The 25,268-nt window shown below is 37.9% G+C and carries 26 protein-coding genes; 9 read left to right on the top strand and 17 right to left on the bottom strand.

The annotated features are described in order from the left end of the window. Positions 1-39: 39 nt before the first annotated feature. The 4 genes from ACY650_RS08695 to ACY650_RS08710 form a co-directional block, all read right to left on the bottom strand. Positions 40-780, bottom strand: coding sequence for a HEAT repeat domain-containing protein (locus ACY650_RS08695; protein WP_462253789.1), 741 nt, complete (start codon positions 778-780; stop codon positions 40-42). A gap of 11 nt (positions 781-791) precedes the next feature. Next, positions 792-1,325: an RNA polymerase sigma factor gene (locus ACY650_RS08700; RefSeq protein WP_462253791.1), complete on the bottom strand. Its 534-nt coding sequence runs from the start codon at positions 1,323-1,325 to the stop codon at positions 792-794. 117 nt (positions 1,326-1,442) lie between these two features. Then, positions 1,443-2,987 carry an MFS transporter gene (locus ACY650_RS08705; RefSeq protein ID WP_462253793.1) on the bottom strand — a complete coding sequence of 515 codons (1,545 nt, stop codon included), beginning with the start codon at positions 2,985-2,987 and terminating at the stop codon, positions 1,443-1,445. Positions 2,988-3,008: 21 nt separating this feature from the next. Continuing rightward, entirely contained in the window at positions 3,009-3,737 is a 729-nt protein-coding gene (locus ACY650_RS08710; protein ID WP_462253795.1) for a DUF3667 domain-containing protein, read from the bottom strand. A gap of 50 nt (positions 3,738-3,787) precedes the next feature. On the opposite strand from ACY650_RS08710, the gene ACY650_RS08715 reads away from it, so the two are divergent. Beyond that, positions 3,788-4,111 carry a hypothetical protein gene (locus ACY650_RS08715; RefSeq protein ID WP_462253797.1) on the top strand — a complete coding sequence of 108 codons (324 nt, stop codon included), beginning with the start codon at positions 3,788-3,790 and terminating at the stop codon, positions 4,109-4,111. On the opposite strand, the gene ACY650_RS08720 is transcribed toward ACY650_RS08715, so the two are convergent. The 5 genes from ACY650_RS08720 to ACY650_RS08740 are packed head-to-tail and all read right to left on the bottom strand — an operon-like array spanning position 4,108 to position 9,591. After that, positions 4,108-4,482 (bottom strand): response regulator, encoded by a 375-nt coding sequence (locus tag ACY650_RS08720; RefSeq protein ID WP_462253798.1) that lies wholly within the window; start codon positions 4,480-4,482, stop codon positions 4,108-4,110. The genes ACY650_RS08715 and ACY650_RS08720 overlap by 4 nt on opposite strands. Beyond that, a complete protein-coding gene (locus tag ACY650_RS08725; protein WP_462253800.1) occupies positions 4,479-6,464 on the bottom strand; it encodes a tetratricopeptide repeat-containing sensor histidine kinase in 1,986 nt (661 codons plus the stop codon). The genes ACY650_RS08720 and ACY650_RS08725 overlap by 4 nt, the downstream gene beginning before the upstream one ends. Positions 6,465-6,521: 57 nt before the next feature. Next, the gene (locus ACY650_RS08730; RefSeq protein WP_462253802.1) at positions 6,522-7,895 is read right to left on the bottom strand and encodes a right-handed parallel beta-helix repeat-containing protein; all 1,374 of its coding nucleotides are present in this window, start codon (positions 7,893-7,895) and stop codon (positions 6,522-6,524) included. Positions 7,896-7,910: 15 nt separating this feature from the next. Then, a complete protein-coding gene (prfA, locus tag ACY650_RS08735) occupies positions 7,911-8,981 on the bottom strand; it encodes a peptide chain release factor 1 (RefSeq protein ID WP_462253804.1) in 1,071 nt (356 codons plus the stop codon). Between the two features lie 43 nt (positions 8,982-9,024). Beyond that, the gene (locus ACY650_RS08740; RefSeq protein WP_462253806.1) at positions 9,025-9,591 is read right to left on the bottom strand and encodes a DNA-3-methyladenine glycosylase I; all 567 of its coding nucleotides are present in this window, start codon (positions 9,589-9,591) and stop codon (positions 9,025-9,027) included. Positions 9,592-9,656: 65 nt separating this feature from the next. Between ACY650_RS08740 and ACY650_RS08745 the strand changes: the two genes are divergently transcribed. Both ACY650_RS08745 and ACY650_RS08750 read left to right on the top strand, forming a co-directional pair. Next, positions 9,657-10,736 carry a hypothetical protein gene (locus ACY650_RS08745; protein WP_462253808.1) on the top strand — a complete coding sequence of 360 codons (1,080 nt, stop codon included), beginning with the start codon at positions 9,657-9,659 and terminating at the stop codon, positions 10,734-10,736. Next, positions 10,733-11,554 carry an arylamine N-acetyltransferase family protein gene (locus ACY650_RS08750; protein ID WP_462253810.1) on the top strand — a complete coding sequence of 274 codons (822 nt, stop codon included), beginning with the start codon at positions 10,733-10,735 and terminating at the stop codon, positions 11,552-11,554. Before ACY650_RS08745 ends, ACY650_RS08750 begins: the two co-directional genes overlap by 4 nt. 26 nt (positions 11,555-11,580) lie before the next feature. Here the strand turns inward: ACY650_RS08750 and ACY650_RS08755 are convergent, their stop codons facing one another. Genes ACY650_RS08755 through ACY650_RS08765 form a run of 3 tightly spaced genes read right to left on the bottom strand, consistent with a single transcriptional unit; the run spans position 11,581 to position 13,232 of the window. After that, positions 11,581-11,976 (bottom strand): TerB family tellurite resistance protein, encoded by a 396-nt coding sequence (locus ACY650_RS08755; protein WP_462253812.1) that lies wholly within the window; start codon positions 11,974-11,976, stop codon positions 11,581-11,583. Positions 11,977-11,994: 18 nt separating this feature from the next. Further along, positions 11,995-12,414 carry a TerB family tellurite resistance protein gene (locus ACY650_RS08760; protein WP_462253814.1) on the bottom strand — a complete coding sequence of 140 codons (420 nt, stop codon included), beginning with the start codon at positions 12,412-12,414 and terminating at the stop codon, positions 11,995-11,997. A 56-nt stretch (positions 12,415-12,470) separates the two neighbouring features. Next, positions 12,471-13,232 (bottom strand): SDR family NAD(P)-dependent oxidoreductase, encoded by a 762-nt coding sequence (locus ACY650_RS08765; RefSeq protein ID WP_462253816.1) that lies wholly within the window; start codon positions 13,230-13,232, stop codon positions 12,471-12,473. A gap of 165 nt (positions 13,233-13,397) precedes the next feature. Between ACY650_RS08765 and ACY650_RS08770 the strand changes: the two genes are divergently transcribed. After that, positions 13,398-14,600, top strand: a complete 1,203-nt coding sequence (locus ACY650_RS08770; RefSeq protein WP_462253818.1) for a sodium:calcium antiporter — start codon at positions 13,398-13,400, stop codon at positions 14,598-14,600. Position 14,601: 1 nt separating this feature from the next. Here ACY650_RS08770 and ACY650_RS08775 read toward each other — a convergent pair whose 3' ends face one another. Further along, the gene (locus tag ACY650_RS08775) at positions 14,602-14,919 is read right to left on the bottom strand and encodes a Rieske (2Fe-2S) protein (protein WP_462253820.1); all 318 of its coding nucleotides are present in this window, start codon (positions 14,917-14,919) and stop codon (positions 14,602-14,604) included. A 90-nt stretch (positions 14,920-15,009) separates the two neighbouring features. Here ACY650_RS08775 and ACY650_RS08780 point away from each other — a divergent pair, with 90 nt between their 5' ends. The 5 genes from ACY650_RS08780 (at position 15,010) to ACY650_RS08800 (ending at position 19,166) form a co-directional block, all read left to right on the top strand. After that, positions 15,010-16,092 carry an aminotransferase class V-fold PLP-dependent enzyme gene (locus ACY650_RS08780; protein WP_462253822.1) on the top strand — a complete coding sequence of 361 codons (1,083 nt, stop codon included), beginning with the start codon at positions 15,010-15,012 and terminating at the stop codon, positions 16,090-16,092. Between the two features lie 435 nt (positions 16,093-16,527). Beyond that, complete coding sequence (locus ACY650_RS08785) at positions 16,528-16,902, top strand: hypothetical protein (RefSeq protein ID WP_462253824.1); 375 nt, start codon at positions 16,528-16,530, stop codon at positions 16,900-16,902. An 84-nt stretch (positions 16,903-16,986) separates the two neighbouring features. Then, entirely contained in the window at positions 16,987-17,580 is a 594-nt protein-coding gene (locus ACY650_RS08790; protein ID WP_462253826.1) for a hypothetical protein, read from the top strand. A 137-nt stretch (positions 17,581-17,717) separates the two neighbouring features. Then, positions 17,718-18,485: a sensor histidine kinase gene (locus tag ACY650_RS08795; RefSeq protein ID WP_462253828.1), complete on the top strand. Its 768-nt coding sequence runs from the start codon at positions 17,718-17,720 to the stop codon at positions 18,483-18,485. Positions 18,486-18,506: 21 nt separating this feature from the next. Continuing rightward, complete coding sequence (locus tag ACY650_RS08800; RefSeq protein WP_462253830.1) at positions 18,507-19,166, top strand: response regulator; 660 nt, start codon at positions 18,507-18,509, stop codon at positions 19,164-19,166. Positions 19,167-19,537: 371 nt separating this feature from the next. Here ACY650_RS08800 and ACY650_RS08805 read toward each other — a convergent pair whose 3' ends face one another. The 4 genes from ACY650_RS08805 to ACY650_RS08820 form a co-directional block, all read right to left on the bottom strand. Continuing rightward, positions 19,538-20,998 (bottom strand): M28 family peptidase, encoded by a 1,461-nt coding sequence (locus ACY650_RS08805; protein WP_462253832.1) that lies wholly within the window; start codon positions 20,996-20,998, stop codon positions 19,538-19,540. Positions 20,999-21,103: 105 nt separating this feature from the next. Next, positions 21,104-22,279, bottom strand: a complete 1,176-nt coding sequence (locus tag ACY650_RS08810) for a thiolase family protein (protein ID WP_462253834.1) — start codon at positions 22,277-22,279, stop codon at positions 21,104-21,106. 30 nt (positions 22,280-22,309) lie between these two features. After that, positions 22,310-24,691 (bottom strand): 3-hydroxyacyl-CoA dehydrogenase/enoyl-CoA hydratase family protein, encoded by a 2,382-nt coding sequence (locus tag ACY650_RS08815; RefSeq protein ID WP_462253836.1) that lies wholly within the window; start codon positions 24,689-24,691, stop codon positions 22,310-22,312. Between the two features lie 23 nt (positions 24,692-24,714). Beyond that, positions 24,715-25,209, bottom strand: coding sequence for a MarR family winged helix-turn-helix transcriptional regulator (locus ACY650_RS08820; protein WP_462253838.1), 495 nt, complete (start codon positions 25,207-25,209; stop codon positions 24,715-24,717). Between the last annotated feature and the right edge of the window lie 59 nt (positions 25,210-25,268).

Raw genomic sequence — 25,268 nt, forward strand, 5'->3', positions numbered from 1 at the left:
TTTAAGTTTTAGTCATTTGAATAAGTACCGGTATTTTTTTTAAGTCAGCACCTGAATAGCAACTTCTGCTTGCTGTTTTACTTCAGGTGATACTTCTTTATTTTTTATAATGTCTTTTAATGGTGCTATTGCACTTCGTTCTTCAGCTTTCACTAAAATGGCGATGAGAGAAATTTGAATTAGCGGGTCAGTTTGAGATTCCAAAGACTTAACTAGCTCTGCCCTTACCTCCGACTCTCCAATGAATTTTTCCAAAGCCTGCAATGCTGCGTATCTCACATTCGGACTTTCATCAGAATTTAGTGTGGAGATTAATGTGGAGATTAATTCCATGTTGAGCGTCGACTTCTCTTCAATTTGACTAACAGCCATAATTCGCTCACTCGCCGAATGACGTTGAAGCGTACTTGTAAGTGTTACTTCTCGTAAGGATTGAATTTCTTCTTTTAGAAGAGCCAATTCACCATTTGAATTTCCTCCTGCGAGTTTTCCAATGCTGAACCCAACAATTAAAAGCGCGACTGATGCTGCAATTTGCATCCAAGACCAACTGCTTCTATTCCCTCTGATTTTTTCGTTGATTAATGCTTGTTGAAAGTTGGCTTGAATGTAAGGCGGCACCTCGACTTCTTGCACATTTTCAATTATGCCAAGCATTTCTTTGAGCTCATTGAATCGATGCGCCAGCTCTGCATCCTGATCTATTCTATCACTCAGCTCCTTGTTTTCTTCACCTTCAAGAAAGGCGATCAATTGTTCATCTGTAATTTCTTCTTTCATCGCATTCAATTTCATTCTTCATTCAATTCAAAGTAGATATCCCTTAACTCCTTAATTGTCCTATGGACCTGGACTTTAATGTTGCTAACTGATGTCTTTCTCATATTTGCTATCTGCTCATATTTCATTCCCTCAAACTTGCTGAGCACTAATAGTTCTCTTTTATCATCTGGCAAGGATTTCATCGCTAAATGCAACCTCCTCTCTCGTTCAATCTCTCCATTACCAGTTTCTTCCACCATCTCTGGCATCACTTCCACGGGATTGAACTTGTCCTTATGAACTTTCATTTTTCGAAAGTGATCTTTCACCATATTTCGAGCAATCTGAAAAATCCAAAACTGAACAGAATGGCCATCCTTGTAAGAATTACGATACTTCATTACTCTAATGAATAATTCTTGAGTAAGATCATCGCTGTCTGATTTATCGAGTGTAGACTTTAAGAAGTAATTATAGATTCGCTTACTAAATCGACTAAATACTTCATTTAAATAGTCCAACTGTCCCGATTTTACCAGAGACATCAACTGTTCATCTGTCATTTCCAAATTCTAACCAGGTTAGTCCCGAAAAGTCCGGGTGGTGTTTGTAAATTCAGATAAGTTACAAGAAAAGGAAAGGAAGGTTACAGAAGGAATGTAAAATTTACTCAACACAGATTAGTCCTTCTTTCCATCAACCATGAAATAGGCAATGGCAGCAGATAAAAAAGCTAGAATCGCACCAGTTATGCAGACCATTTTATAAACAGAGATAAAGCTTTGCTTAAAAGTATCATTAATGGAAGCCTGCAGTTCAATTGAATATTCTTTGGATGCCACTGCTTCTCCTAAGTTCGAGGCCTCAATTAAAATTTGAGATTTTATTTCATTCGACAAGCTCAAAGGCTCAATAGATTCCATAACATAATTGCTGAAAAATAGGACTACCACTGCACCCAATATAGCATTAATGAATGTGCCAGAAATCCTGGTAACACTATTGTTAACTCCTGACGCAATGCCACTTTGACTATCATCAACACTGGACATTACTGCTGTCGTCAGCGGAACTACCGTAATTGCAATTCCAATTGCGAATATTATGAATGGTGGAAAAAATGTAGTCCAGTATTCTGATGCTCCATTTGTCATTCCAATTGAAGAAAATAACAACATTCCAACTCCAGTAAGAGATGGACCAAGAACTAAAAATCTCCTTGCTCCATATTTACTAGTCAAGGCTCCCATTTTTCTCGCTGCTAACACCATTATAAATGAGAACGGGAGGAATGTCAAACCAGCTTGGAACTGCGAATAGTTCTGTATCTGAATAATATTCAACGATAAAAAGAGCATTACGGCACCCATTCCAGCATACAAGAAAAAGCTCAAAAGGTTTACACCTGAAAAGGTCTTATTCAAAAACAATTCAAGAGGAACCATGGGGTCTTTTACTTTCTTTTCAACTAACAGAAACAATATCATAAAGACTACTCCTAAAATAAGACTTGCTAGCACAATTGGGTCATAATATCCCAACTCGGGCATTTCTAAAAAACCAAACGTCATAAATGCCAAACTCAGAGTTAGCGTAATAGCACCATTCCAATCGATCAAAGACGCTTCGGCCTGTTTGCTTTCAGGGACCTTATAATGCAGCACTAGCATGGAGAGGATCCCAAATGGAATATTGATAAAGAAAATAAGTCTCCATAGCCCTGCATCCGCTAATGCTCCTCCTAAAACAGGCCCACAAATGGTAACTATTGTAGTTGTTGCAGACCATGTACCAATTGCTTTGCCTTTCTCAGACTTGCTAAAAACTGCCGAAATTATCGAGAGACTACCAGGTATCATAAACGCCCCACCAATCCCTTGAATAGTTCTAAAGACAATTAATTGGGTAATATCCTGTGAAAATCCACAAAGTGCTGATCCAATTGTAAAAACGAGTATTCCATATTTAAATACTTTAACCCTTCCAAGTTTATCTCCTAAGCTGCCACCTACAATAATTAATGCTGCTAGCATGAGTAAGTAGCTATTAAGAACCCAAAATAGATCTACTCCACTGGCTGAGAGGTCTTGCTGGAGTGCCGGAAGTATCACATTGAGAGCTGAACTATCAATAAAAGCCATGCTTGTTGCCAAAATAGTAGAAAACATGGTCCAGGTGCCAGTTGCACAATTGAGAGGAAAGCTATGTTGTGATTGAGCAGACATCTACTCAATTTAACCTATATATCACATATAAAATATCATCGCAGCTACGGTGCTGAAGATTATCATTGACGATATCACATACATGATGTTGAGTAAAAAAAGCTTTAAAATAGTCACTACCCACCGTTGGTCATATACCTTTTTTAATGCGATCAATAAATAAAGCTGTAAAAAGAAAATCGTAATAATTAAGGACCACTGACTTAGAAAAACACTACTTGGAAAAATGTAATCAATGAGTACGACCATTATTGTAAGTAAGACAAAAATGAAGGCATGAAAATGTACGGAAAAGATGAAGTGAGTTAAATAAAACCGTCCTGGTTTTCTGAACAATACATAAAGGAATAAAGCAAAGAGCGGTAAGAGAAGAAAGAACAATCTAGGAAACCATATATTGAAAAAATTATCTAAAAACTCGGCTTCTTCATTAGCTTCTGACGCTACTGTTTTTTCTAAAGGTCCAAGCACTAAGAAGAATATGATGCTTATGAAAATAAACATTCGTAGTGGCGGAATGTATCTAACTCTTCTTCCATCTATGAACTCGTTTGTAAGAAACCCTGGGTTAAACAGCAATGGTCTCACACTTCTAATTATCAACGAATCGAATGTAAAGTAGTCGCCAAGGAAGTCAAGAATAAACTGCTTAAAATGGACCACTTTATCCTTATGTTCCTGACCGCATGCAGGACAATATTTAAAATCCTCTTGAAGTTTTTCCCCACAGTTTTTGCAAATTCTTTCCAATCTTCCTTGTTTACGCTAATATTGATGATACCCGAAAATAATTCGTTGCATTGAGTTATAAACTATTTACACTAGGTCTTTTGTTTTTTGCGGTGGCTTTTAGTGCCAATGGGCAGAAGATTGTGGTAGATAGCACTTCTTCCAATAAGTATTTAATCAAACCTGAGGCAAAAAAGACTACAGAACAGGCTAATGCCGAAGAGCCCACCTTTAGCGATCGTGCATTTTCAATAGGCAAAGGAATTTTAAATCGTTTGAAAGCTCGATTGAACCTTGAAGAAGCAGCAGAAAGTATTAAAGAGAAAAAAGAAAAAATTCTAGGAAAAGAAGAAGGCCAAGACGCGAGTAATGAAAAGAAGGAAGATGATGGCTAAAATCCACTAGCTCTTTTTAAGCAGTCATTTATTTCCCCATGATCAAATGGTTTAGTAAAAAACCTTTGAATCGTTTTTTGCTGCAGTGCCTGATCTATTTCATTGTTATAAGCATAGCCACTCAAAATAAAGTACGGTATCCCCTTCAATGTCTCTTGCGCCCTCTCAATAAATTGAATACCATTCATTACTGGCATATTCATATCACTAATTACCGCCTTAATCCTTTCTTTATTCTCTTCAAGAGTTTTTAAAGCTTTCTCTGGTGAATCTGCAACTAATACCTCTTTATCGCCAGCAAAAGAAATTTGGAAAAGTAGCAGGTTGGCTTCTTCATCATCGACGTATAATATAGCTGGTTTATTACTCATCTTTTCAGTGGAAGTGTGATCGTAAACTTTGTCCCCTCTCCCATATTTGAAGTTACTTCAATATTTCCATTATGTTCCTCTATTATTGAAAACGTTATGAATAAACCAAGCCCTGTACCATCTCCTGGTGCTTTGGTTGTAAAAAATGGATCACTAATCTTCATTAAGTTATCTTCTGGAATCCCTTCTCCATCATCTTCAATCCAGATTTCAATATGATCTTTTCTCTTAAGTGTGGTTATTTCTATGGTTCCCTTGCCGTTGATTGCCTGCTCTGCATTTGCCAAAATATTCATCATTGCTTGATGCAAACGGCCCTCATTTCCTTTTAAATTGACTTTAAGCTTAGTGAAGTTGGTAACGATATTGACCTTATTTCTTATTTTATTATGTAGAATAAGAAGGCAATTCTCGATAATCTCTTGAAGGTTACAAACCTCCTCCATGTTATGGCCTTTTCTACTAAAATGACTCAGGCTTTTAACAATGTTGGTAGCCCTGCTAACTCCTTCATTGACAATCTTCAAATAAGAATTCATTTCGTCATCCTTATTGTTTTCCATCTTCTTGGAAATTGCCTCAACACCATTTTTTATGAAGTTTAGAGGGTTATTTATTTCATGGCCGACTCCTGCAGCAAGAACACCCAACGAGGCCATTTTTTCTGATGTAATAAGAAGGCTTTGGGTATGTTTTAATTCTTCATTGTTTCGCTGAAGTTCGATCGCCTTCCTTCGATACCTTTTATATAGGATGACCATTATGATCAAAAGTGGAATCGTAATGGTTATTATGAGTGTAAACAATTGATTTGTCAAAAGCTGGTTTCTAATTTCAGCTTGTTGACTTGATAACCTAAACCTTCCTTCCTCTTCTTGTATTTTCACTGGGATAAGATTTAGGTTTCTGGTGACAGCATCTTGAAAAAGAGAGTCTCTCAAATGGATATACTTGTCTAAGTATTCATTCTCCATTTTGTTATCTCCAATTCTAGCGTAAATCTCAGAGTAGAGTTTTAAGTTATCTAATTGCTGTTGGCGAATTTGAATTTGCAAAGCCAAGCTATTGCTCATTCCCAACAACTTAAGCGACTCTGAAAAATTCTTTTCAGACAATGCATTTTTCGCTAGTAAAAAGTAACCCTCAGCCATGCCTTTTTTATCATCAATAGACCGACTTGCGTTCAAGGAGCTTTCCAAATAATAAAGTACTGAGTCCTTTCTTCCTGATAACATATAAACTTCACCAATACCTCTTAATGAAACGGCTCCCCAATTTATATTTTGGAATTCAGTTCCCATATTAGCCCCTTTCCTGAAATATTTAATCGCTTCATCGAGATTGCCCTCACGCAAGTAAGTGATGCCTATGTTGTTGGTCGAATAGAGTTCATTATCTCTATCAGAAATAGCATTGGCAACATCATAAGCCTGAGTAAAGTATTTACGTGCTTGCTGATAATCTTTAACACGTTCGAAGACCAATCCAATATTGTTTAGCGTGGTAGAAAGTGCATAAGTCTCTCCAATTTTATCCTTAATTGTTTTGGACCTGAGTAAGTATTCCAGTGCCGTTTGATAGCTGCCGAGGTTATAATAAAGAAGGCCTATGTTGTTGTACCCATTGTTAATGAGCGTTGAATCTTTTAATGCGGCGCCGATACTAAACGCTTTTTGATTGTATTCCAGAGATTTATCATAATCTCCTTTATAGTAGTGTACACCTGCAATTAGACGTAAAGATTTAGAAATCATTGCCGAGTCTTCCAACTCTCTCGAAAGTGTCAGTGCTTCTTGGCCATACTTCATTGCATCGGCAGGATAGTTGAGCCAAACGTCTGTTACTATGGTGTGCAAGACATTGATTTTATCTAGACCCTCTTTCCCTTGGATTCGCTGAGCTAAACTATCGGTTTGCCCAATAGCTTCTATCGCGGTGCATATTGATACACCTACATAAAATATGATACCTAGCAATCTCATCAAGAGATATAAGATAGCAAGAAAAGCGAATAATCTTAATAAGTATTTAGTAAGGATCTATTGTTTTTCGAAACGCTCAAAGGCACCAATATCTGGCAACTCGTCTCTTTCGCGACCAATTAAATCAATTGAAACACCGACATCAATACCCCGGTCTTTTGCAAAGGCAAGCGTATCAAGCTGATAGTCATTTCCAAATGCATCTTTAAAGCCTGGAAAGTTGAATTCTTGCGAAGTGAAGTTGTCTCCTAATTCTAATCCCGAGCGAATGATATTTGAAGTTAGCAGCGCGGTAACATTTGCACCGCCTCCATTATTAATTAGCAATTCTTCGTCTGCGGGACCCCAAACTATACTGTTTGTCAACTCTATAGTTAAATCGTCTACTAGAAGTTCATTTTCACCAACAATGATATTGTCTGAAAATTGAACGGTTGGTTCATCTTGAATAAATAATGCTGGCTCATTTGAAAAAGTACAATGTCTAAACCTATAGTTGCCGCCAACAAATCCACCTACCAAGTAGAGACCACAATTATAAATTAACGAGTTAGTCACTTCAACATCTGATGTGAAAGCCAAAATTCCCGCAGTGCTCATGTTATAGATTTCAGTATTACTCACTACAACATCCGGGATATCATCATCATCTGGTGTGCCAACTCTAAGTCCTATTTGCCCATTGAAAATTTCCGCAAATGCCATTTCATTATCGCTGCTACCTTCTAAGAAATAAATACCATCCCACTGACCTGGAACTCGATCATATACTCCATCAAAACGCGCGTTTCTAAAGACAATATGATTTGCTGAATCTCCAATTGCCTTTAGGGTACCGCCAACAAACATCACTGCATCATTTTCGAAAAAGACCTTTGTTCCCTCTTCTATTATTAATTCACAATCCTCTGCTACAAAGACAGTATCTGTAATAATGTAAGGTCTATCATTTGTCCAAGTCTGATTACAAATACTGATATTATTAATAGTATTTCCATCTTGGCCATAGCTGACCAATTTGACATGTTCTTCGTTTGTATTCCACCTGAAAATGATGGAATCTTTTACTAAATACGGCAAGTTTTGATTTCGCTGAGCGATGTTGACCTCAACGAGAATTAAAAGACTATCTCCACCAGCCAATCGTTCGTTAGACAAGGAGTTGGATGCTCTTCCATTAATTATAACACTGTAATCCGAAGCATCATTTTTGCCTAATGCAATCTCTGAAAATTGAACCGCTTCATCGTTGGGGTTATAAACCGTAAGGCGCCGAGTACTACTTCTCCTCTCAGAAAGCAACGTGTCAAACGCGACAGAGTCATTACTAAAAACAAGTGATAAGGACGGATCAAAAGAAACATCTTCACTTTGGGTAGAACACCCCATCCAGATTACAATGGCTAATATGAATAATAGTGAATTTCTCATTTGGAGATTAACGGCCTATTCTGCTTCTTCTTTCATCATCTCAGCATTTTCTGCAATTCTGAGCTGCTCCACAAACTCCTCAATGTCACCATTCATTACATTGGGAAGGTTGAATACCGATAAACTAATACGATGATCTGTTACACGACCTTGCGGATAGTTATAGGTTCTAATTTTATCGGATCTATCACCAGAACCAACCATACTTTTCCGTTGGCTACTGATTTCTGCATTATGTTTTTTAAGCTCCATTTCATAAAGTCTAGATCTTAAGACTTTTAATGCCTTATCATAATTCGCATGTTGCGACCTTCCATCTTGACATTCTACAACCAAGCCAGATGGTGCATGTGTAAGTCTAACTGCAGATTCCGTTTTGTTGATGTGCTGACCGCCCGCTCCTGATGCTCGAAATGTATCTTTTCGAATGTCGCCCATATTTAACTCCACATCAACTTCCTCTGCTTCTGGCAATACGGCAACAGTAGCTGCAGAAGTGTGAACCCTTCCTTGAGACTCTGTTGCTGGAACTCTTTGGACTCTGTGGACTCCTGATTCAAACTTAAGTTTAGCATATACATCTTCACCTTCAACTGACGCCACAATTTCCTTATACCCTCCGGCAGTTCCTTCGTTAAAATTCAAGACAGAAAAATTCCACTTCTGATCTTCTGAATATGACTTATACATTCGAAATAAATCGCCTGCAAAAATTGATGCTTCGTCTCCTCCAGTACCTGCTCGTATCTCTAGGATGACATTTTTACTATCATTCGGATCTTTAGGAATAAGTAAGATTTTTAGATCCTCCTCTAAAGATTCAATTTGAGGTTCAAGCTCGTCAATTTCAGCCTTGGCCATATCCCGAAACTCAGGATCTTTTTCATTGCTCAAGACTTCTTTCGCACTAGCAAGGTTGCTAGTAGCATCTATATACTCTTTGTATTTAACAACTATCTTCTCGAGGTCTTTGTATTCTTTATTGAGCTTGCCAAACTTCTCCATATCCGTTACGATGTCCGGCTGTACGATCAGTTGACCTACTTCTTCAAAACGATGTTTGATTTCCTCCAGTTTCTCTATCATCCGCTAAGCAATTTGTGGGGTAAAGTTACGCTTTCATCATTACTTAGCTTAGCTCCTTATATCTGAAGCAGTCAATAGTATGGTCATTTACCATACCTATAGCTTGCATGTGTGCATAGATCGTTGTCGATCCCAAAAATTTGAATCCTCTTTTTTTAAGGTCTTTTGAAAAGCTATCTGATTCTTTGGTTGTAACAGGAACTTCTGACATTGTTTTCCAAGCATTAATAATTGGCTTACCTCCAACAAATTGCCAGCAATAATTATCAAAAGACCCAAACTCCTTTTGCACCTCCATAAATCTATTTGCATTGTTGATGGTAGCTTCAATCTTCATTCTGTTTCTAATAATTGAAGAATCCTGCAATAATTCTTCAACCATGCCAGCTCCGTACTCGGCGACCTGCTGAAAATCGAAATCAGCAAATGCGTTTCTATATCCTTCACGCTTTTTAAGTATTGTTGCCCAGCTGAGTCCCGCTTGGGCGCTTTCAAGGACCAAAAATTCAAAATGCCGTCTTTCATCATGAACAGGAACACCCCATTCTTCATCATGATATTTTACATATTCTTCAAAAGAGTTGGCGCACCATTCACATCGCGTTTGCATACTTATACTAAATTGGGTCAATAATGAGTTGAGATTTTATAAAATTAGCATTTTAGTATTCAAATATGCGCGCTACTATTTCGACATTTTTCCTTTGCCTTGCCATACTTCTAAGAGGACAAACACCAATCTATGATTTTGTGTCTTTCAATAAGTCAATCTCTGTTCCAGCTAAACTGAATAGCGAAAGAAGTGCTGTAATTTTTTCGGTCCCAGATAAAAAGGGCGATTTTATTGAAGTTGGTAACCACGAAAATTTCATATCGCAATGTCACAATGCATTTGTCACAATGGGTATAGATGCTATTTTTTACTTAGACGAATTGAATTTAACGGCCAGTAACAGTGCTCGATTATCATATGTCGAATTGTTCAATAAGCGAAACATTAAAAACATCATCTTTTTATCACAGTCGGAATCTGGATATGAGATTTTAATAGCACCTTTTGATGGTTCCACTCGAATTTTAAAAGACGGTGGAGATGTATTCTACATGCAAAACAAAGAACTTTATTCACTCTTACTTGATGTAGGAAAAGAAATACGTAGGGCGGATCAAGAGCTCTATAACTTTCTAATCCCCGAAAAACCAAATTATCTTGGAGGACTTTCCATTGTAGAAAACACGTTACTAAAAAACTATCCAGGAATATTAAGGAGGAGCAAACTTGCAGTTGAACGTTTTATAAAATTGGATACTTCAAAAATTTCAGATAGCGAAGTGCTCGCCAATGTAAAAGCCTACAATAGAGAAATCGATATTAAAAACCAGGAACTGGAGTCTATCATGAGTTCTTATCCTTATGAATACATATTGATAGACGCGATGAATGATGATGAATTGAAGAGGAACCGATATCAATTCCTTCTGCGCTCAGCCAAATCTTCCGCCGGTATTGTAAAGCAAATGTTGGACTATGATGTGCTTCCAAGCGAAACTGGTTTTGTTTCAGTAATTCCGGTGATGCCAGATCAAACTAAAGCAAAAACGATATCACGGGAAGCTATAGTCTATAAATTCTATATCCGTCAAAATATCTCTAAAAATGTCCATGTTGGAGAATGGGATGCTGATGTCACATGGCAAGAAGCTTTGAAAAACATGATTGGAAATTTGACTCAAGAGTTAAATGTAAAAAATTGAATAAGCTCAACTTTTTTCAAAACAAACCGAAAGCTTCCAAAATAGATGTAGAAGCATATCTGCAAAGAATAGGTCAGATTCGTGAAGAGCCTTCTTTGCAATATTTGAAAAAAGTCCAAAAAGCACACTTATTAAATGTTCCGTTCGAAAACCTAGATATCCATTATGGAAGTAAAATCATTTTAGATTATGCCAAGATCTTTGAAAAGATTGTTACAAGAAAGAGGGGTGGTTTTTGTTACGAAGCCAATGGACTATTCTATCACTTACTATACCACCTTGGTTTTGATTGCCATGTGATTGCAGCCCAAGTATTTGACGAGCAATCGGAGGAATTTGGAAGACCATTTGATCACATGGCTATTGTTGTTAACCTGGACAACGATCAATGGCTTGTGGATGTGGGGTTCGGGGATGGACCTATCTCACCTATCAAAATTTCTAAGGAGATACAAATGGACTACACAAGATACTGGAAGCTAGATACAGACCCTGATGAAAATTTTATATTAAAAGTATCTAACGATACGAGTTATTTTAAAACCAAATACCTCTTTACCACTGAAGAAAAGCAACTCATTCAATTTATGGAAATGTGTGAGTATCACCAGAACTCTGCGGCTTCACCATTTACTGGCAAAAAGCTCATCAGTCAACTTACAGCAAATGGTAGAGTGACTCTAACCGATAAAAAGCTTAAAATTTTGGAGCTTGGAGAGGTGGTTGAAACAGATATCATGCATGAAGATGAATTCCTTTCAAAGTTGCAGCATCATTTTGGAATTACTCATCACCAGCTAATTCCTAAGGTAGAATAAAAAAGCCCGCTAATGGCGGGCTGATTTTAGTGCTTGTATTTCTTAATTTCTCTCTTCAAGGAGGCAACGTCTGACGCAATGGCCGGGTCACTATAAATTCTTGAAGAAAGTTGAGAAATGACATTTCTCTTGAAGCCGAGTTTCTCTGCTAGTTCTTCGCAGAACTTAATTTCAGATAAATACACCTGACTATCAATCTTCATTAGCTGTACTAAATGAAACAGATATTCAAACTTATCATCTTCTGACATGGTGCTAATGGGAGGTAATGGTTCAGGATTCTCAACCATGTTGTTAATCTCATCTTCACCTACTCCATTGGCCTTGCCAATCATATATATCAGGTCTCTTTCTTCACCAGCAAAATCACCATCGATATTTGCTAACTGAACCAGCACGCTAAGTTTAGCCTTGATACTCATACTCTATTTAGATTAGGGTTACTTATTTAAATGTTTGTTCGCCTCTTTCATCAAGGCTTCTCTATTTCCAGTAATTGACGGGTCACCATAAACTCTTGCAGACATTTTCTTGACCACTTTCTTATCATATCCTAACTTCTCTGCTACCTCTTCACAATATTTTATCTCGGTTAGGAATACTTCACCATCAATTTTCATCAATTGAATTATATCATACAGATAGTCAAACCTTTCTTCTGATAAAAGTCCATCAAAATTTACATCACTGTTCTCCTTTGAATTGAGAACTTCATGAACCAAATCATCAATTTCGTTTTCAGGTACTCTATTAGCCTTACCAATGGTATAAACATACGATTTTTCAGGCTCGCCAAAATCTCTATCTATGATAGAAAGCTGAATAAGTGCTTTCAGGTGGTTTTTTATATTGTTTTCCATATTGGCAGATTTTTTCGGTCTTCTAATTTAGGTATTAATCCCTAAAAAGAAATGTGTTAGTGTAAATAGCTCCCAGCGTTGATATCGAATGTTGCTCCTGTGGCATGATCTGCCATACCACTGGCGATGAAGGTCACAAGTGGGGCAATATCTTTCGGTTCGGTCAGCCTTTCTAGTGCCAAATCTCCTTTGGCATGATCTTCACCATATTGCTGCATAAACTCCTGAGACATGTCTGTACGTACAAATCCAGGTGCTATTACAAAAGCTTTTACTCCCTCCTTACCATACGAGCGAGCGATAGAACGTGTCAAAGAAACTAGTCCCGCCTTTGACGCCGCGTAGGCGATATACTCAGCCTCTTCTCCTCTGAAAGCTGCTCTTGAAGCAATATTAATAATCCTTCCAGCAGCTTTTCTACTTACAAAATGTTGAACTGCTTTTTTACAAATAATTGCAGCTGAACTCAAATTAACCATCATTGTTTCATTCCAAGACTTCATCCACTCATCGTCTTTAGTGTCAATGCTCGATGTCTTGGCCAAACCTGCATTATTGACTACAATTTCAATACTGCCCATTTCCAGGCTAACACGCTCAAATAACTTCGCTGCTTCGTCGGGTTTGGAAAAGTCCGCTTGAAAAGCCTTTGATTCATTTCCTAAAATGTGAGCCAAGTTCTCAGCTTCTCTAACATTCTTATTGTAATGCACGGCGATCGTCGCTCCTGCTTCAGCAAGTTTAGTTGCCAAAGCTTTTCCTATTCCCCTGCTAGCCCCTGTAACAAGAATATTTAGGCCTGAAAGATTTATATACATCTAGTTAAATTTTGATCGAAAAATTAGACAAAACCAGTTTTAAGTTGAACTATCTTTTGATAAAAGATCCGTCAACTTGTTTTCCACTCGCAAAAACTTTGTTAATTTAGGCCATTCCAGCTTAGAGATCACCGCAAAAACACACTACAACGTAATAAAATATACATGGGCATTGTAATACCCCTTCTCCTAATCACGTTTTGTTGCATAATAATCTGGAGAGCTGGTGATGGTTTCATGACCGCATCAGAATACATTGGCAGAAATTTATCTGAAGGTGTTAGAGGAGCTACCATCAACGCAATTGCGAGCTCGATGCCTGAAGTATTTACTTCACTATTTTTCTTGTTCGTACTTTCAGACGCTGAAGGATTTTCAGGAGGTATTGGAACAACTGCTGGTAGCGCTATTTTCAATGGAATGGTCATCCCGGCTGTAGCCGTTCTTGCTGTAATAGGCATGAAGATGACTAAGAAAGTACAAGTGTCTAGGAAAGTATTACTTAGAGACGGGATTGCGCTAATCATTGCAGAATTGATATTCCTAATTCTAATCAGTGGATCAAGCTTACATTGGTATCATGGAATGATGCTAATGGGAGTCTATGTGATCTACATAGTTTACATGTTTGCGAGCATGAAAAAAGTCGATCGCGATGAATTATTAGAAGAAGGGCATGGAGATGATGATGAAGGTGTTTTCGAGAATGATGATGAACCGCAAGGTCCATTCCTTAAAGGGTTGATAACTTTCGATTTGGAAAGAGTGTTTATTGGAAATAACCGTATCAGTGGACAGAGGGCTTGGTCTTTATTGATATTTTCAACTTTATCGATAGCAATGGTCTGCTACTTCTTAGTTCTTGCTTGTGAGTGGATTGGTGCTGATACCTATTCCGTAGCTGGTCTTGGAGAGTTTAAAGGGCTGAATATTCCAGTAATGTTTGTTGCGCTAATACTTGCGTCTGCAGCATCAAGTTTCCCAGATACAATCATTTCAATCAAAGATGCAAAACGAGGGCAGTATGATGATGCAATCTCAAATGCATTAGGTAGTAACATATTCGATATATGTTTTGCGCTAGGGTTTCCACTTTTCATCTTCACGATAATCAATGGGCCAATTCATATGCCGCCAGAAATTGTGGATTTAAGTAGTGAGCTTAGATTTTTATTATGGCTACTCACAGTATTGGCAGTAATAATCTTTACAAGCGGAAATTATTTCGGCAAAAGAAAATCATACCTGCTACTTAGTATTTATGTGCTTTTTGTACTGTATATAGTTGGAAGAGGTTCAGGAAATGAATTTGCTCAAGCTATTGCAGATTGGCTAGTTTCAGTAGTGAAGTTTTTCAAAATTGGCTAAGCTAGCATTCTAAATACACTCCGTCGTCCATATATTTTATTGAATAAATCTTCAGCGCTTTGCATCGCTGTTGACTTTCTTCACCCGTCATAAGGTTAAATCGATAGGTGTGAAGGGGACAAACAATTTCTGCTAGGTAGTTTACTTTACCCTGATGTAGTTTTTCACCCATGTGGCTGCATGCATTTTGAAATGCATGAATCAATTCCCCTTGCCTGACAATACATACTTCTTTGTCGCCCGCCTGTACCATTCTTGGTTGATTATGTTCCAAGATTTCCTTTGCTTTAGCACTCGAATCGAAAAGCTTAAATCTCATTAAGTAAGTATAACCATGAAATGTCAACGTCAAAAATTTAACCTTCAGAGAAAGCACGCTTACCTCAACTGTGCATATATGTCACCTCTAATGAAAAAGGTAGAAAAGGCTGGCGTTGAAGGAATCAAACGCAAGAGAAAACCCTTTGGGATATCACCTGAAGATTTTTTCAAAGAAGGGGAAGTCCTCAGAAAACAATATTCATCTCTAATAGACAATCCTGAACCAGGTAGGGTGGTAATAATACCATCTGTATCCTATGGACTTGCAAATGCCATAAACAATCTCCACTACAAGGATGGCGAAGTTCTCTTATGCGATGAACAATTCCCAAGTAATGTTTACCCATGGTGGAGGCTTAAGGAAAAAGGGTTTACAGTTAAGACTATTTCTCCTGGAGAAGGAGAGAATAGAGGTGAAAGATGGAACAACAAAATTTTAGAGTCTATAAATGATCAGACACGGGTTGTGTCCATTGGTCATATCCACTGGTCTGATGGTACTTTGTTTCAATTAGATAAAATAAGAGTCCGACTTGATGAGGTTGGCGGTCTACTTATAATTGATGGAACCCAATCTGTAGGTGCTCTTCCTTTCAGTGTAAACAAAATTCGTCCAGATGCGCTCATATGCGCAGGTTACAAATGGCTTTTGGGACCATATTCCATCGGAATGGCCTATTATGGACCTGCTTTTGATAATGGAATTCCATTAGAAGACAATTGGATCAATCGCCTTGAAAGCAATGATTTCTCGCAGTTGATAAATTACCAGGAAAATTATAGGGAGCTTTCACTTCGATATGAAGTAGGCGAGCATAGTAATTTCATCTTGGTCCCTATGCTGCACAAAGCAATCAACCAGCTAATTAAATGGAAGCCTGAAAATATTCAGATATATACCAAAGAGTTGATGAAAAATGCAACTGATCAACTTGTCGAATTGGGATACCGAATAGAGGATGAAAAATTTAGAGCAAATCACATGTTTGGAGTAAGGCTTCCAAAAAGCGTGGATGTCGAGACCCTCAAACAATCGCTACACCAAAACAGAGTGAGTGTAAGCATCAGAGGTGATGCTGTTCGATTAGCACCTAATGTCTATAATGATGAAATGGATGTCAGAAAATTGCTGAAAGCGATGAAAGAACCTATCTTCGCATCAAAACACTAATACAATGAATTTAACAAATCCAGCAGTAACCGAAGGCGTAAACATTTTTGTTAATATCGTAATATTCTTAGTAGCGTTTGTGCACGCTTTAGCCTTTGTTAATGCAAGAAAAGAGAAGCAGAAGAAAAATTAATCTACTTCGTGATCTCTTTCGTGAGAGCTCACCGATTTATTGGGTAGTATATACGGGCATAAAATTGCTAAAACAAACAACCCGATAATTATTCCTAACATTGCCATTTTCTTCGCTTTTATTGTTGGACAGCAAATATAATTGCTTCTCCAAGTTTCATCTAATTTCCGGCGTTCCTTTTCTATTTTCGACGAAATCACTACCCGTTTTAGGGTATTTTAAATGCCTTTTGCTCTGCATCTCTTTGATAAAATCGCAGGTAGCACTACCATTGTCTTCAAACCAACTAAACCTTATTAGAAATGTCAGAAAATAAACGCAGAAAAGACGTAAAGAAGATTGGCAAAAAGATGGATAAGTCTAAGGCCAAAAAATGGGTAAAAAGATATCAAAAAGAGAATCCTGATTCAACACACGGTTGGCTTTATGGACGAGATATCATTGAAAAATTATGTAGTTATGATTCTCTTGAAGGCGTTTGGTTCTTTAAGGGAATCAACGATGACGGAAAAGAAAGACTTGTCATGTTTCCAGCCGATAAGGATGGAAATATTTTAGATAATAAATTAAGATCTTTAGGAGCAGCTGCTGCAAAAGGTGGAGGTCTAGGTGATGACGATCCTGTCGATGATGGGGAAGACTGTCCTCCAAACTGCCCTGAAGGTTTAGGAGGTTAATACTAAGTGGAAGAATTAAGAATCTGGCTATTAGGAATGAACAGGTTTTCGGCTCTTGCCGGTTGCCTTTACTTTTTATATTTCATGCGATCCTGGAAGAGCACTTCCGGGATTGTATTTTTAATTCTCCTCTTCTCTCTACTCGCTGATAACTTTAACTACTTTTTTATTCGAGCGATTTACCCCAATAGTTTCATTATTGGTAATTCTTGGTACATCGTTAACTATGTGATAACCGCTTTTCTTTTCAAAGAAATTCTTAAAAAGCATAGCCGTCTAATAATAGGATTACTTGGATTATTTATTCTTGGAACAATTGTTTCGTTTATCTTTTTCTATGAATTCACAGAATCCAACGTATTCATCCGCCTTTTTAGCAATGCTTCCTTTATAGCTTTCTCTTTGCTTGTATATTTTGAATTGCTGAAAAGCCCAAGTTTACAACTTACGAAGCTACCGTTGTTCTGGGTTGTTACTTCGCTATTTATTTACAATAGTTTACTCCTCTTACAAGGTATATTTAATAACTACCTAATCTTCGATCTTAAAATTTCAACATTCAACTTGATTCCAATAATCAAGCTCATAGGAAATATTGTTAAGAATTTTATTCTCTTCTACGCCTTAGCATTAATCGACAAAGGCTATCCAGACTCATTAACTACAAATAAATCATGATAGAAATCATTGAAAATATTGTGATTTATGGTACGGGGGTCATTTTCCTTGGCGTTATCTGGTTTCTCTTCAGATTCTCTAAGGCTTACCAAGCAAAAAAATCCTAGTTTATTATTAATCTTCTTAATTTGCCTTCTGTGGAAGGGAAAGTCATCTTACTCGTAATCGTTGGAACGATCGGTGTAATGCTGATGGCATTTTCCGTTGTATTCTTTGTTTTGCTCTACAGAAGGAAGATGCTGGAAAATCAACTCAAAATGCAGGAAGTTGAAAATCAACACCAGCAAGAGATGTTGAATGCCACACTAAAATCTCAGGAAGAAGAAAGAAATAGATTAGGTACCGAGCTGCATGATGGAGTGGGGGCAATGCTCTCATCAATAAAGTTGAATCTTCAGGTGGCTAAACGAAAAGAAGGGGTAGGTTCTTTGGATCCTGTGCTTGGTCATCTTGATGAAACAATTACACAAGTAAGAAATATCTCCCATCAGATGATGCCAATCATCCTTAAAAAGTATGGACTAAAGCATGCCATTGAAGATTTGTTTTCCAAAATTTCGTGTGATGGTTTATCTGCCTCAATTTCACATTGGGATGACCCTCAAATAAAAGACCAAGACACACCGATGCTTTATCGCATTGTTCAAGAGCTAGTGAATAATTCAATTAAACATGCCGAAGCTTCTGAAATAGACTTTCAGATTCACAATCAAGAAGGAAAAATCGAAATTGAATATTCTGATAATGGAAAAGGTTATCCCCAGGAAGTTTTGAAAAGTAGTGAAGGTATGGGGTTGTTAAATATTAAAAACAGAGCGCAAGTTATCGACGCCAAGCCAACATTTACAAACGGAAATGATGGAGGATCTATGGTAAAATTGGTAATAGAGCGACCTATTGATTAATTTGAAGAGGAAGTGAGCGAAATGAGTCGACCAGATAAGCTTAATATATTAGTCACCGATGACCACACACTATTTCGTCGTGGTACAATGATGCTACTCGAATCCTTTGACGAGGTGGGAATGGTAGATGATGCCGAAAATGGGAAAGAAGCACTTGAGAAATTAGAGAAAGGTGATTTTGATCTTATTCTTTTAGATCTAGAAATGCCCGTACTGGATGGTTGGGAGACTGCTAAAAAAGTAGTCTCGAAATTCCCTGAAGTAAAAATTATCATGATCTCCATGCATGATTCTCTTCAAATCATTTCTGATCTAATCGAAATAGGTGTTCATAGCTATCTCTTGAAAAATGCAGACCCTGACGAGGTTCATAAAGCGATTGGATCCGTAACTAATAATGATTTCTATTATAACCAGTTAGTTTCTAAAGCTCTTCATAAAAAGGTGCAGAAAGACGGCCTTAACAAAGGTGTAGCTAGAAGAGCTGATATTAGTCCGCGAGAAATTGAAATCCTACAACTCATTTGTCAGGAACTGACCATGAAGGAAATTGGTGAGAAACTTTTTGTAAGTGAACAGACTGTACATACCCATCGCAAGAACTTGATGAAGAAAACTAAAGCTAAAAACGCTGTTGGCTTAGTAAAATTCGCATTTCAGAATGGAATTGCTGCAATTTAGGTAGTACCCATTTTTGGGTATTGTGGTACCTGTTTTTGGGTAAAAAAACCCACATTTTTTCTTCTAAATCATCGAATAATGCGTCTGAGGGTAGATTTCTATTTTCCTGCCATTTTTCAGCCACAATTCCCTAGCGCTCCTTTCCGTAATTTCATATTGTCATTTATTAAACATAGATGATAAGCTCTTAGGTTGATGGTTAATCTAGAGAACACCAGGAGTCCAAGGTTTTCGCTTAATCCTTTGGTTTGCCAACTATCTCACTCACATAGTGGGCTCCTCGGTGTTTTCATTTTCAAAAACATTAAAAGTAAATCACACTACTAATCCCTTCGCATAAAAAAGGCCCTGATAACAGGGCCTTTTTTTATTTAGTTCTTGTACAGGTCTTTTCCAGAATCGTAATATTTATCACCCTCAACCCAAAATGGTGCTTTCTTGGTGTTTCCTATTAAACGGCACGAATACACATAGCTCTTAAAGAATTTTTCTAGGTATGCATAGTCAAGTGTATTGGGATTATCACCGGCCTGGTGGTAGTACTTCATGATTTCACTATCAAATGAAGTAAAGCCCATACTGAATGTTGGTGCTGGTATTCCTTTTGCAGCGAAACGCACATTATCCGAACGATCAAATAAACCTTGTTCTGGTGCTGGATCTTCAATCGCTTCAAGACCGAAAGCCTTGCATGCCTCAATGATCATCTCTTGTGCAGTTGTTCGAGTCAAGCCAATAATTGTTGCTTTGGAAGTATCGTTATATCCTCCATTATCCGAATTGAAACAGTAGACAATATCGCTCAAATCGACAGGAGAATTATCAACGAATGCCTTACTTCCTAAAAGACCTTTTTCCTCTCCTGTAAACAGTACAAATAACGCAGACCTCTTGGTAGGATTCTTTGCAATATTCTGAGCTGCTGTCAAAACGGTAATGGTACCTACTGCATTATCTCTGGAGCCATTATAAATGCTATCTCCATTTGCATCTGCTTGTCCCACTCCGATATGATCATAATGCGCTGAGTAAACAATAATCTCGTCTTTTAACTTTTTATCCGTTCCTTCAACATAGCCTACTACGTTTTGAGAATTAAATTTTTCATTGAGAGCACCCACAATTACAACACTTGCATTACTCTTTTCTGAATTAAAATCCTGAGCAGATCTATTCATCCAGAAATGAGAAAGTGACTCTTCGTCTTTCGACTCGTCTAAGACAATCTGATCGCCTGAGAAGTATCTAACAAGAAAATTCCATGGGATCTGTGGTGAATTATACAGTTCGATTAGCGCAACACCTCCTTTGGAAGCTACCGAAAGTCTCTTTTCGATAGAAAGACTAAACCATTGCTGAGGATTGTCACTTTCGCCATCGCCACAAATAGCAACAACAATTTTACCTTCAAGGTCTTTACCTTCTAAATCCGATTCTAGTCCATACTCAACAAAGATGTACTCACCAGAGATATCCATGTTGTCGCCTTCCATCATGATAAAATCATCTTTGAAATTATAGCTTGCATCTCCAAGAGTAATCGTACCCGAACTTGGAGGAGCGATTTTCTTCATTGCAACAGGTTGCATGAATGTCTCCATGTTTGGAGCCAAACCTACTCCATATTCAACAAATCTGCTCTCGATGTATTTGGCAGCAATCTTCAGTCCTTCTGAAGGGGTGTCTCTTCCCTTCAATTCATCTGAAGCAAGAAAACCAATATGGCTCTTGATAATTCCTTGATTAACCGATTGATCGGCTAACTCCATATCTGTTTGTCCTGATAGGTATAATGAGACAAACAGAAGTGTAATTGTTAACGTGTTTTTCATTTTTCAAAATTTGTGAAAAGATAATCGATTCGGAAGCGATAGTCCCTAAAACAAAAAAGGCCATCGACTTCTGCCGATGACCTTATCATTTACTAACCAACTCTTCTAGTTGAGGAATTCGTAAATTCCAGCAACTCCTTGGCCACCGCCAACACAGGCAGTCACCATTCCATATTTTCCATTTCTTCTTCTCATTTCATTGAAAAGAGATATTGAAAGTTTTGCACCGGTACATCCAAGAGGGTGACCTAGAGCAATTGCTCCTCCATTTACATTCAACTTGCTTGTATCCAAATCTAATCCTCGAATTACTCCCAAAGACTGAGCTGCAAATGCTTCATTCAACTCTACAAGATCAAGATCACTTTGTTTCAAGCCCGCTTGCTTTAGTGCTTTTGGTACTGCCTCGACTGGTCCGATTCCCATAATTCTTGGATCAACTCCTGCAGCGGTGTAACTAACCATTCGTGCTATAGGCTCAAGGTTGTATTCTTTAACCATTTTCTCACTCATAACCATCACAAACGCAGCACCATCAGATGTTGGCGAAGAGTTTCCAGCAGTAACTTGTCCACCTTGCTTAAAAGCTGGACGCAACTTGCCTAAGGTTTCCATATTGGTTTCCTCTCTCACGCACTCATCGGTATCAACAACAAATTCTTTTTTGTGCCTTTTACCATCCTCGCCGACGAAAGTTTCCTCGACAGTTATTGGCACAATCTCATCTTTGAATTTTCCTTCTTTGATAGCTTTTGATGCCTTTTGATGCGACTCCATCGCAAACTGGTTTGCATCCTCAGCAGAAATATTGAAATCTTTCGCAACCTCCTCTGCTGTAAGTCCCATGTTTAAGTAATACTCTGGATGTTTTTCAGCAATCTTCCAATTGAGAGCCGCTTTGTATCCCATCATAGGAACTAAAGACATTGACTCTGTACCACCTGCGATAATGCAATCGGCGGTACCAGAATGTACTCTTGCACAAGCCAAGTGAATTGCTTCTAGCCCTGATCCACAATATCTGTTGATAATCATGCCTGGAACTGAAATAGGTAGTGATAGTAAAGAAATGTATCTACCCATCTGTAATCCTTGCTCTGCTTCAGGAATCGCATTCCCAACTATCAAATCGTCGACACGCGTCGCATCAAAATCTTTGACTGAGCCAACCAAATGTTTAATGACATCAGCTGCTAAATCATCTGGGCGGTAAAATCTGAAACCTCCTTTTTTGGCTCTACCAACCGCCGATCTATATCCTGCTACTATATATGCATTCATTTTTTTAATGTTTTAATCTTATAACAAATCTTAGTTCCTTAATGGTTTACCCTTGAAAAGAATACTTTGAATTCTCTCCAGTGTTTTTGGTTCACCACACAAACTCAAGAACGCTTCGCGTTCAAGATCTAGTAGATACTGCTCAGAAACTTTGGTTGGAGCAGACAAGTCACCACCAGCCATAATCCAAGCCAATTTTTGACCAATTTTCTGATCATGCTCAGAGATATAGCTTCCGTATTTCATACCACTAATTCCTGCATGAAACATTGCAAGAGCTGCTTTTCCCTGAACTTTGATATTCTTTCTCTCAACCGGCTGAGTATATCCAGCATCAGATAAGGCTATAACTTTCTCTTTGGCATCGGATAAAAGCCTGGTTCTGTTTAGTGTAATATCATCGCTTCCTCTAAGAATATTCATTTTTCTTGCTTCAGCAGCAGAAGTTGCAACCTTTGCTGTGGCTATACTCATAAAATATTCTTGCAGCGTATTGAATTCTGGATCTCCAGGAGTAAAATCATCCGCTGCACGCATGGTTAGCTCTTTCGTCCCTCCTCCTCCAGGGATAAGTCCAACTCCAACTTCAACAAGACCTACATAAGATTCGGCATGTGCTTGAATTGCATCACAGTGAAGTGAAAGCTCACAACCTCCTCCTAATACTAGACCAGATGTTGCAGCAACTACAGGTACTGATGAAAATCGAGCCTTAGTCATGGTATTTTGGAATGTACGAACCATTAGGTCGATTTCATCAAATTCCTGGTCTACTGCATACATGAAAAGCATCGCAAGATTTGCTCCGGCAGAAAAATTTTGCCCTTCATTTCCAATTACCAATCCTTTATAGTCTTTCTCGGCCATGTTGATCGCCGTATTGATTCCTTCAATGACATCCGCATCGACTGAATTCATCTTTGTGTGGAATTCTAAGTTTAAAACTCCGTCACCGATATCATAGATTGTAGCTCCTGGCTTCTCCCATACGATATTATTCTCTTTGAAAGCATCAAGAAATACAAGACCTTCTGTTCCTGGAATTACTTTGTAAGATTTAGAAGGAATATCGTAGTACAATTTCTTTCCATTCTCATAAGAGTAGAATGTTTCAAAACCTCCATCGATCATTTCTTGTACCCAAGGTGCTGGTTCAAAACCTGCTTCTTTCATTTGGCCAAGTATGTCTTTCAAGCCCATGGCCTCCCATGTCTCAAATGGTCCCAACTCCCAGGCAAAACCTGCAGATACCGCCTGATCAATTCGGAATAGTTCATCCGCGATCTCTGGAATTCTGTATGTACAGTATTTAAAAAGATCAAAGAATGTTTTTCTATAAAAATCACCTTCTTCTCCTTTGAGAGAAATAGCTATTTGTAGTCTCTTTTTAAGATCCTCGATGTTTTTGGTTTTATCCAGAACATCCAATTTGGACTTTTTCTTCTCTTCGTACTCATAAGTCTTGAGGTTTAACTCAAGAATCTGTTTTTTGCCTCCTTCGACTACTTTTTTATAAAAGCCCTGTTTCGTCTTATCACCCAGCCATTTTCTGTCATGCAATTCTTTTACAATACCCGGAAGTTTGAAACGATCTTTAGACTCATCATCTGCGAGCGCAGCATATAAGTTGTTTGATACATTAACCGTTGTATCAAGACCTACAAGATCTGAAGTTCTGAATGTTGCAGACTTTGCTCGACCGATTACCGGTCCAGTTAGTTTATCAATTTCTCCAACAGAGAAGTTTGTATCAGAAATAGCATGCATTCCTGACATCATTGAGTAAACGCCAATTCTGTTTGCAATGAAAGCTGGAGTGTCTTTACATAGAACAGTTTCTTTACCAAGGTATAAATCTCCATAGCTCATTAGGAAATCCACAATTTCTGGATCTGTCTTTGGAGTAGGTATGATTTCTAACAGTCGTAAATATCTCGGTGGATTAAAAAAGTGAGTTCCACAGAAGTTCTTCTGAAAATCTTCACTTCTTCCTTCAAGCATCAAATGAATTGGAATTCCTGACGTATTGGATGTTATTAACGTTCCTTCTGTGCGTTCTTTTTCTACTTTTTCAAAAAGTGATTTTTTGATATCGAGATTTTCAACAACTACCTCAATAATCCAATCAACATCTTTGATTTTCGAAAGATCATCATCGAAGTTTCCTGTTTGAATTAATCTGGCTTTCGACTTATCGTATAAAGGTGATGGGTTTGCCTTAATTGCAGATTGCAAGGCATCATTCACCAGTTTATTACGAGCAGCCGGATTTTCCTTTTGCTTATCATCAAGATCTCGGGGTACGATATCAAGTAAAACTACCTCGACACCAATATTGGCGAAGTGGCATGCTATTCTTGATCCCATTATTCCGGATCCTAAAACCGCTGCTTTCTTAATGGCTCGTTTCATGAATGTTATATTGTTTTTTTGATTTATTGATTTTGTACTAGTCCGTTGTTGGCAAATTCAACTGAAATTTGTTCAGCTATTTTATCGAACAACGATGGGTCATCAACTATTTCATTTACTAGCTTGAGTACATTGAAAAAGTCAACAAGCTTCTCTTGAGGTACAATATTTTGAACCTTTGAGTTGAACTCTCTTACTGCCCTACGTGATAATTCTCTTTTCTCTTTACCTATATCTGAAAGAAAGATTCTAACTGATCTTCCGTCAGAAGGATCTTTTTCTCTGTAGACCCAACCTTTTTCTTCCATAGCCTTCAACATCCGGGTCAGACTTCTTGACTCCATACCTAACAAGGGAGCAATCTTTGTTGCTGGTGTTCCGTTTTCTACATCAATGTTTAAAAGCACAAAGCCGGTAGACGCTGTAATGTCGTACTTAGCTCCATACTGATTGTACATTCGAGAAATACTATGCCACAATCCTTTAATATTGTAGTCTACCGTTTCTTCTCTTTTCATAGGGGTGTCAAATGCTGTATATTCCAAATATAGCAAATTTGTTATGCATGCATACTATT

Origin of the sequence: Ekhidna sp., assembly GCF_963691765.1 — a bacterium.
Taxonomy (GTDB): Bacteria; Bacteroidota; Bacteroidia; order Cytophagales; family Cyclobacteriaceae; genus Ekhidna.

Excerpts from the sequence above, each read along its gene's own strand:
- ACY650_RS08695 (WP_462253789.1), bottom strand. The coding sequence starts at position 780 with ATGAAAGAAGAAATTACAGATGAACAATTGATCGCCTTTCTTGAAGGT.
- ACY650_RS08700 (WP_462253791.1), bottom strand. The coding sequence starts at position 1,325 with ATGACAGATGAACAGTTGATGTCTCTGGTAAAATCGGGACAGTTGGAC.
- ACY650_RS08705 (WP_462253793.1), bottom strand. The coding sequence starts at position 2,987 with ATGTCTGCTCAATCACAACATAGCTTTCCTCTCAATTGTGCAACTGGC.
- ACY650_RS08720 (WP_462253798.1), bottom strand. The coding sequence starts at position 4,482 with ATGAGTAATAAACCAGCTATATTATACGTCGATGATGAAGAAGCCAAC.
- ACY650_RS08725 (WP_462253800.1), bottom strand. The coding sequence starts at position 6,464 with ATGAGATTGCTAGGTATCATATTTTATGTAGGTGTATCAATATGCACC.
- ACY650_RS08730 (WP_462253802.1), bottom strand. The coding sequence starts at position 7,895 with ATGAGAAATTCACTATTATTCATATTAGCCATTGTAATCTGGATGGGG.
- prfA (WP_462253804.1), bottom strand. The coding sequence starts at position 8,981 with ATGATAGAGAAACTGGAGGAAATCAAACATCGTTTTGAAGAAGTAGGT.
- ACY650_RS08740 (WP_462253806.1), bottom strand. The coding sequence starts at position 9,591 with ATGCAAACGCGATGTGAATGGTGCGCCAACTCTTTTGAAGAATATGTA.
- ACY650_RS08745 (WP_462253808.1), top strand. The coding sequence starts at position 9,657 with ATGCGCGCTACTATTTCGACATTTTTCCTTTGCCTTGCCATACTTCTA.
- ACY650_RS08755 (WP_462253812.1), bottom strand. The coding sequence starts at position 11,976 with ATGAGTATCAAGGCTAAACTTAGCGTGCTGGTTCAGTTAGCAAATATC.
- ACY650_RS08760 (WP_462253814.1), bottom strand. The coding sequence starts at position 12,414 with ATGGAAAACAATATAAAAAACCACCTGAAAGCACTTATTCAGCTTTCT.
- ACY650_RS08765 (WP_462253816.1), bottom strand. The coding sequence starts at position 13,232 with ATGTATATAAATCTTTCAGGCCTAAATATTCTTGTTACAGGGGCTAGC.
- ACY650_RS08770 (WP_462253818.1), top strand. The coding sequence starts at position 13,398 with ATGGGCATTGTAATACCCCTTCTCCTAATCACGTTTTGTTGCATAATA.
- ACY650_RS08775 (WP_462253820.1), bottom strand. The coding sequence starts at position 14,919 with ATGAGATTTAAGCTTTTCGATTCGAGTGCTAAAGCAAAGGAAATCTTG.
- ACY650_RS08780 (WP_462253822.1), top strand. The coding sequence starts at position 15,010 with ATGAAAAAGGTAGAAAAGGCTGGCGTTGAAGGAATCAAACGCAAGAGA.
- ACY650_RS08785 (WP_462253824.1), top strand. The coding sequence starts at position 16,528 with ATGTCAGAAAATAAACGCAGAAAAGACGTAAAGAAGATTGGCAAAAAG.
- ACY650_RS08790 (WP_462253826.1), top strand. The coding sequence starts at position 16,987 with ATGCGATCCTGGAAGAGCACTTCCGGGATTGTATTTTTAATTCTCCTC.
- ACY650_RS08800 (WP_462253830.1), top strand. The coding sequence starts at position 18,507 with ATGAGTCGACCAGATAAGCTTAATATATTAGTCACCGATGACCACACA.
- ACY650_RS08805 (WP_462253832.1), bottom strand. The coding sequence starts at position 20,998 with ATGAAAAACACGTTAACAATTACACTTCTGTTTGTCTCATTATACCTA.
- ACY650_RS08810 (WP_462253834.1), bottom strand. The coding sequence starts at position 22,279 with ATGAATGCATATATAGTAGCAGGATATAGATCGGCGGTTGGTAGAGCC.
- ACY650_RS08815 (WP_462253836.1), bottom strand. The coding sequence starts at position 24,691 with ATGAAACGAGCCATTAAGAAAGCAGCGGTTTTAGGATCCGGAATAATG.
- ACY650_RS08820 (WP_462253838.1), bottom strand. The coding sequence starts at position 25,209 with ATGAAAAGAGAAGAAACGGTAGACTACAATATTAAAGGATTGTGGCAT.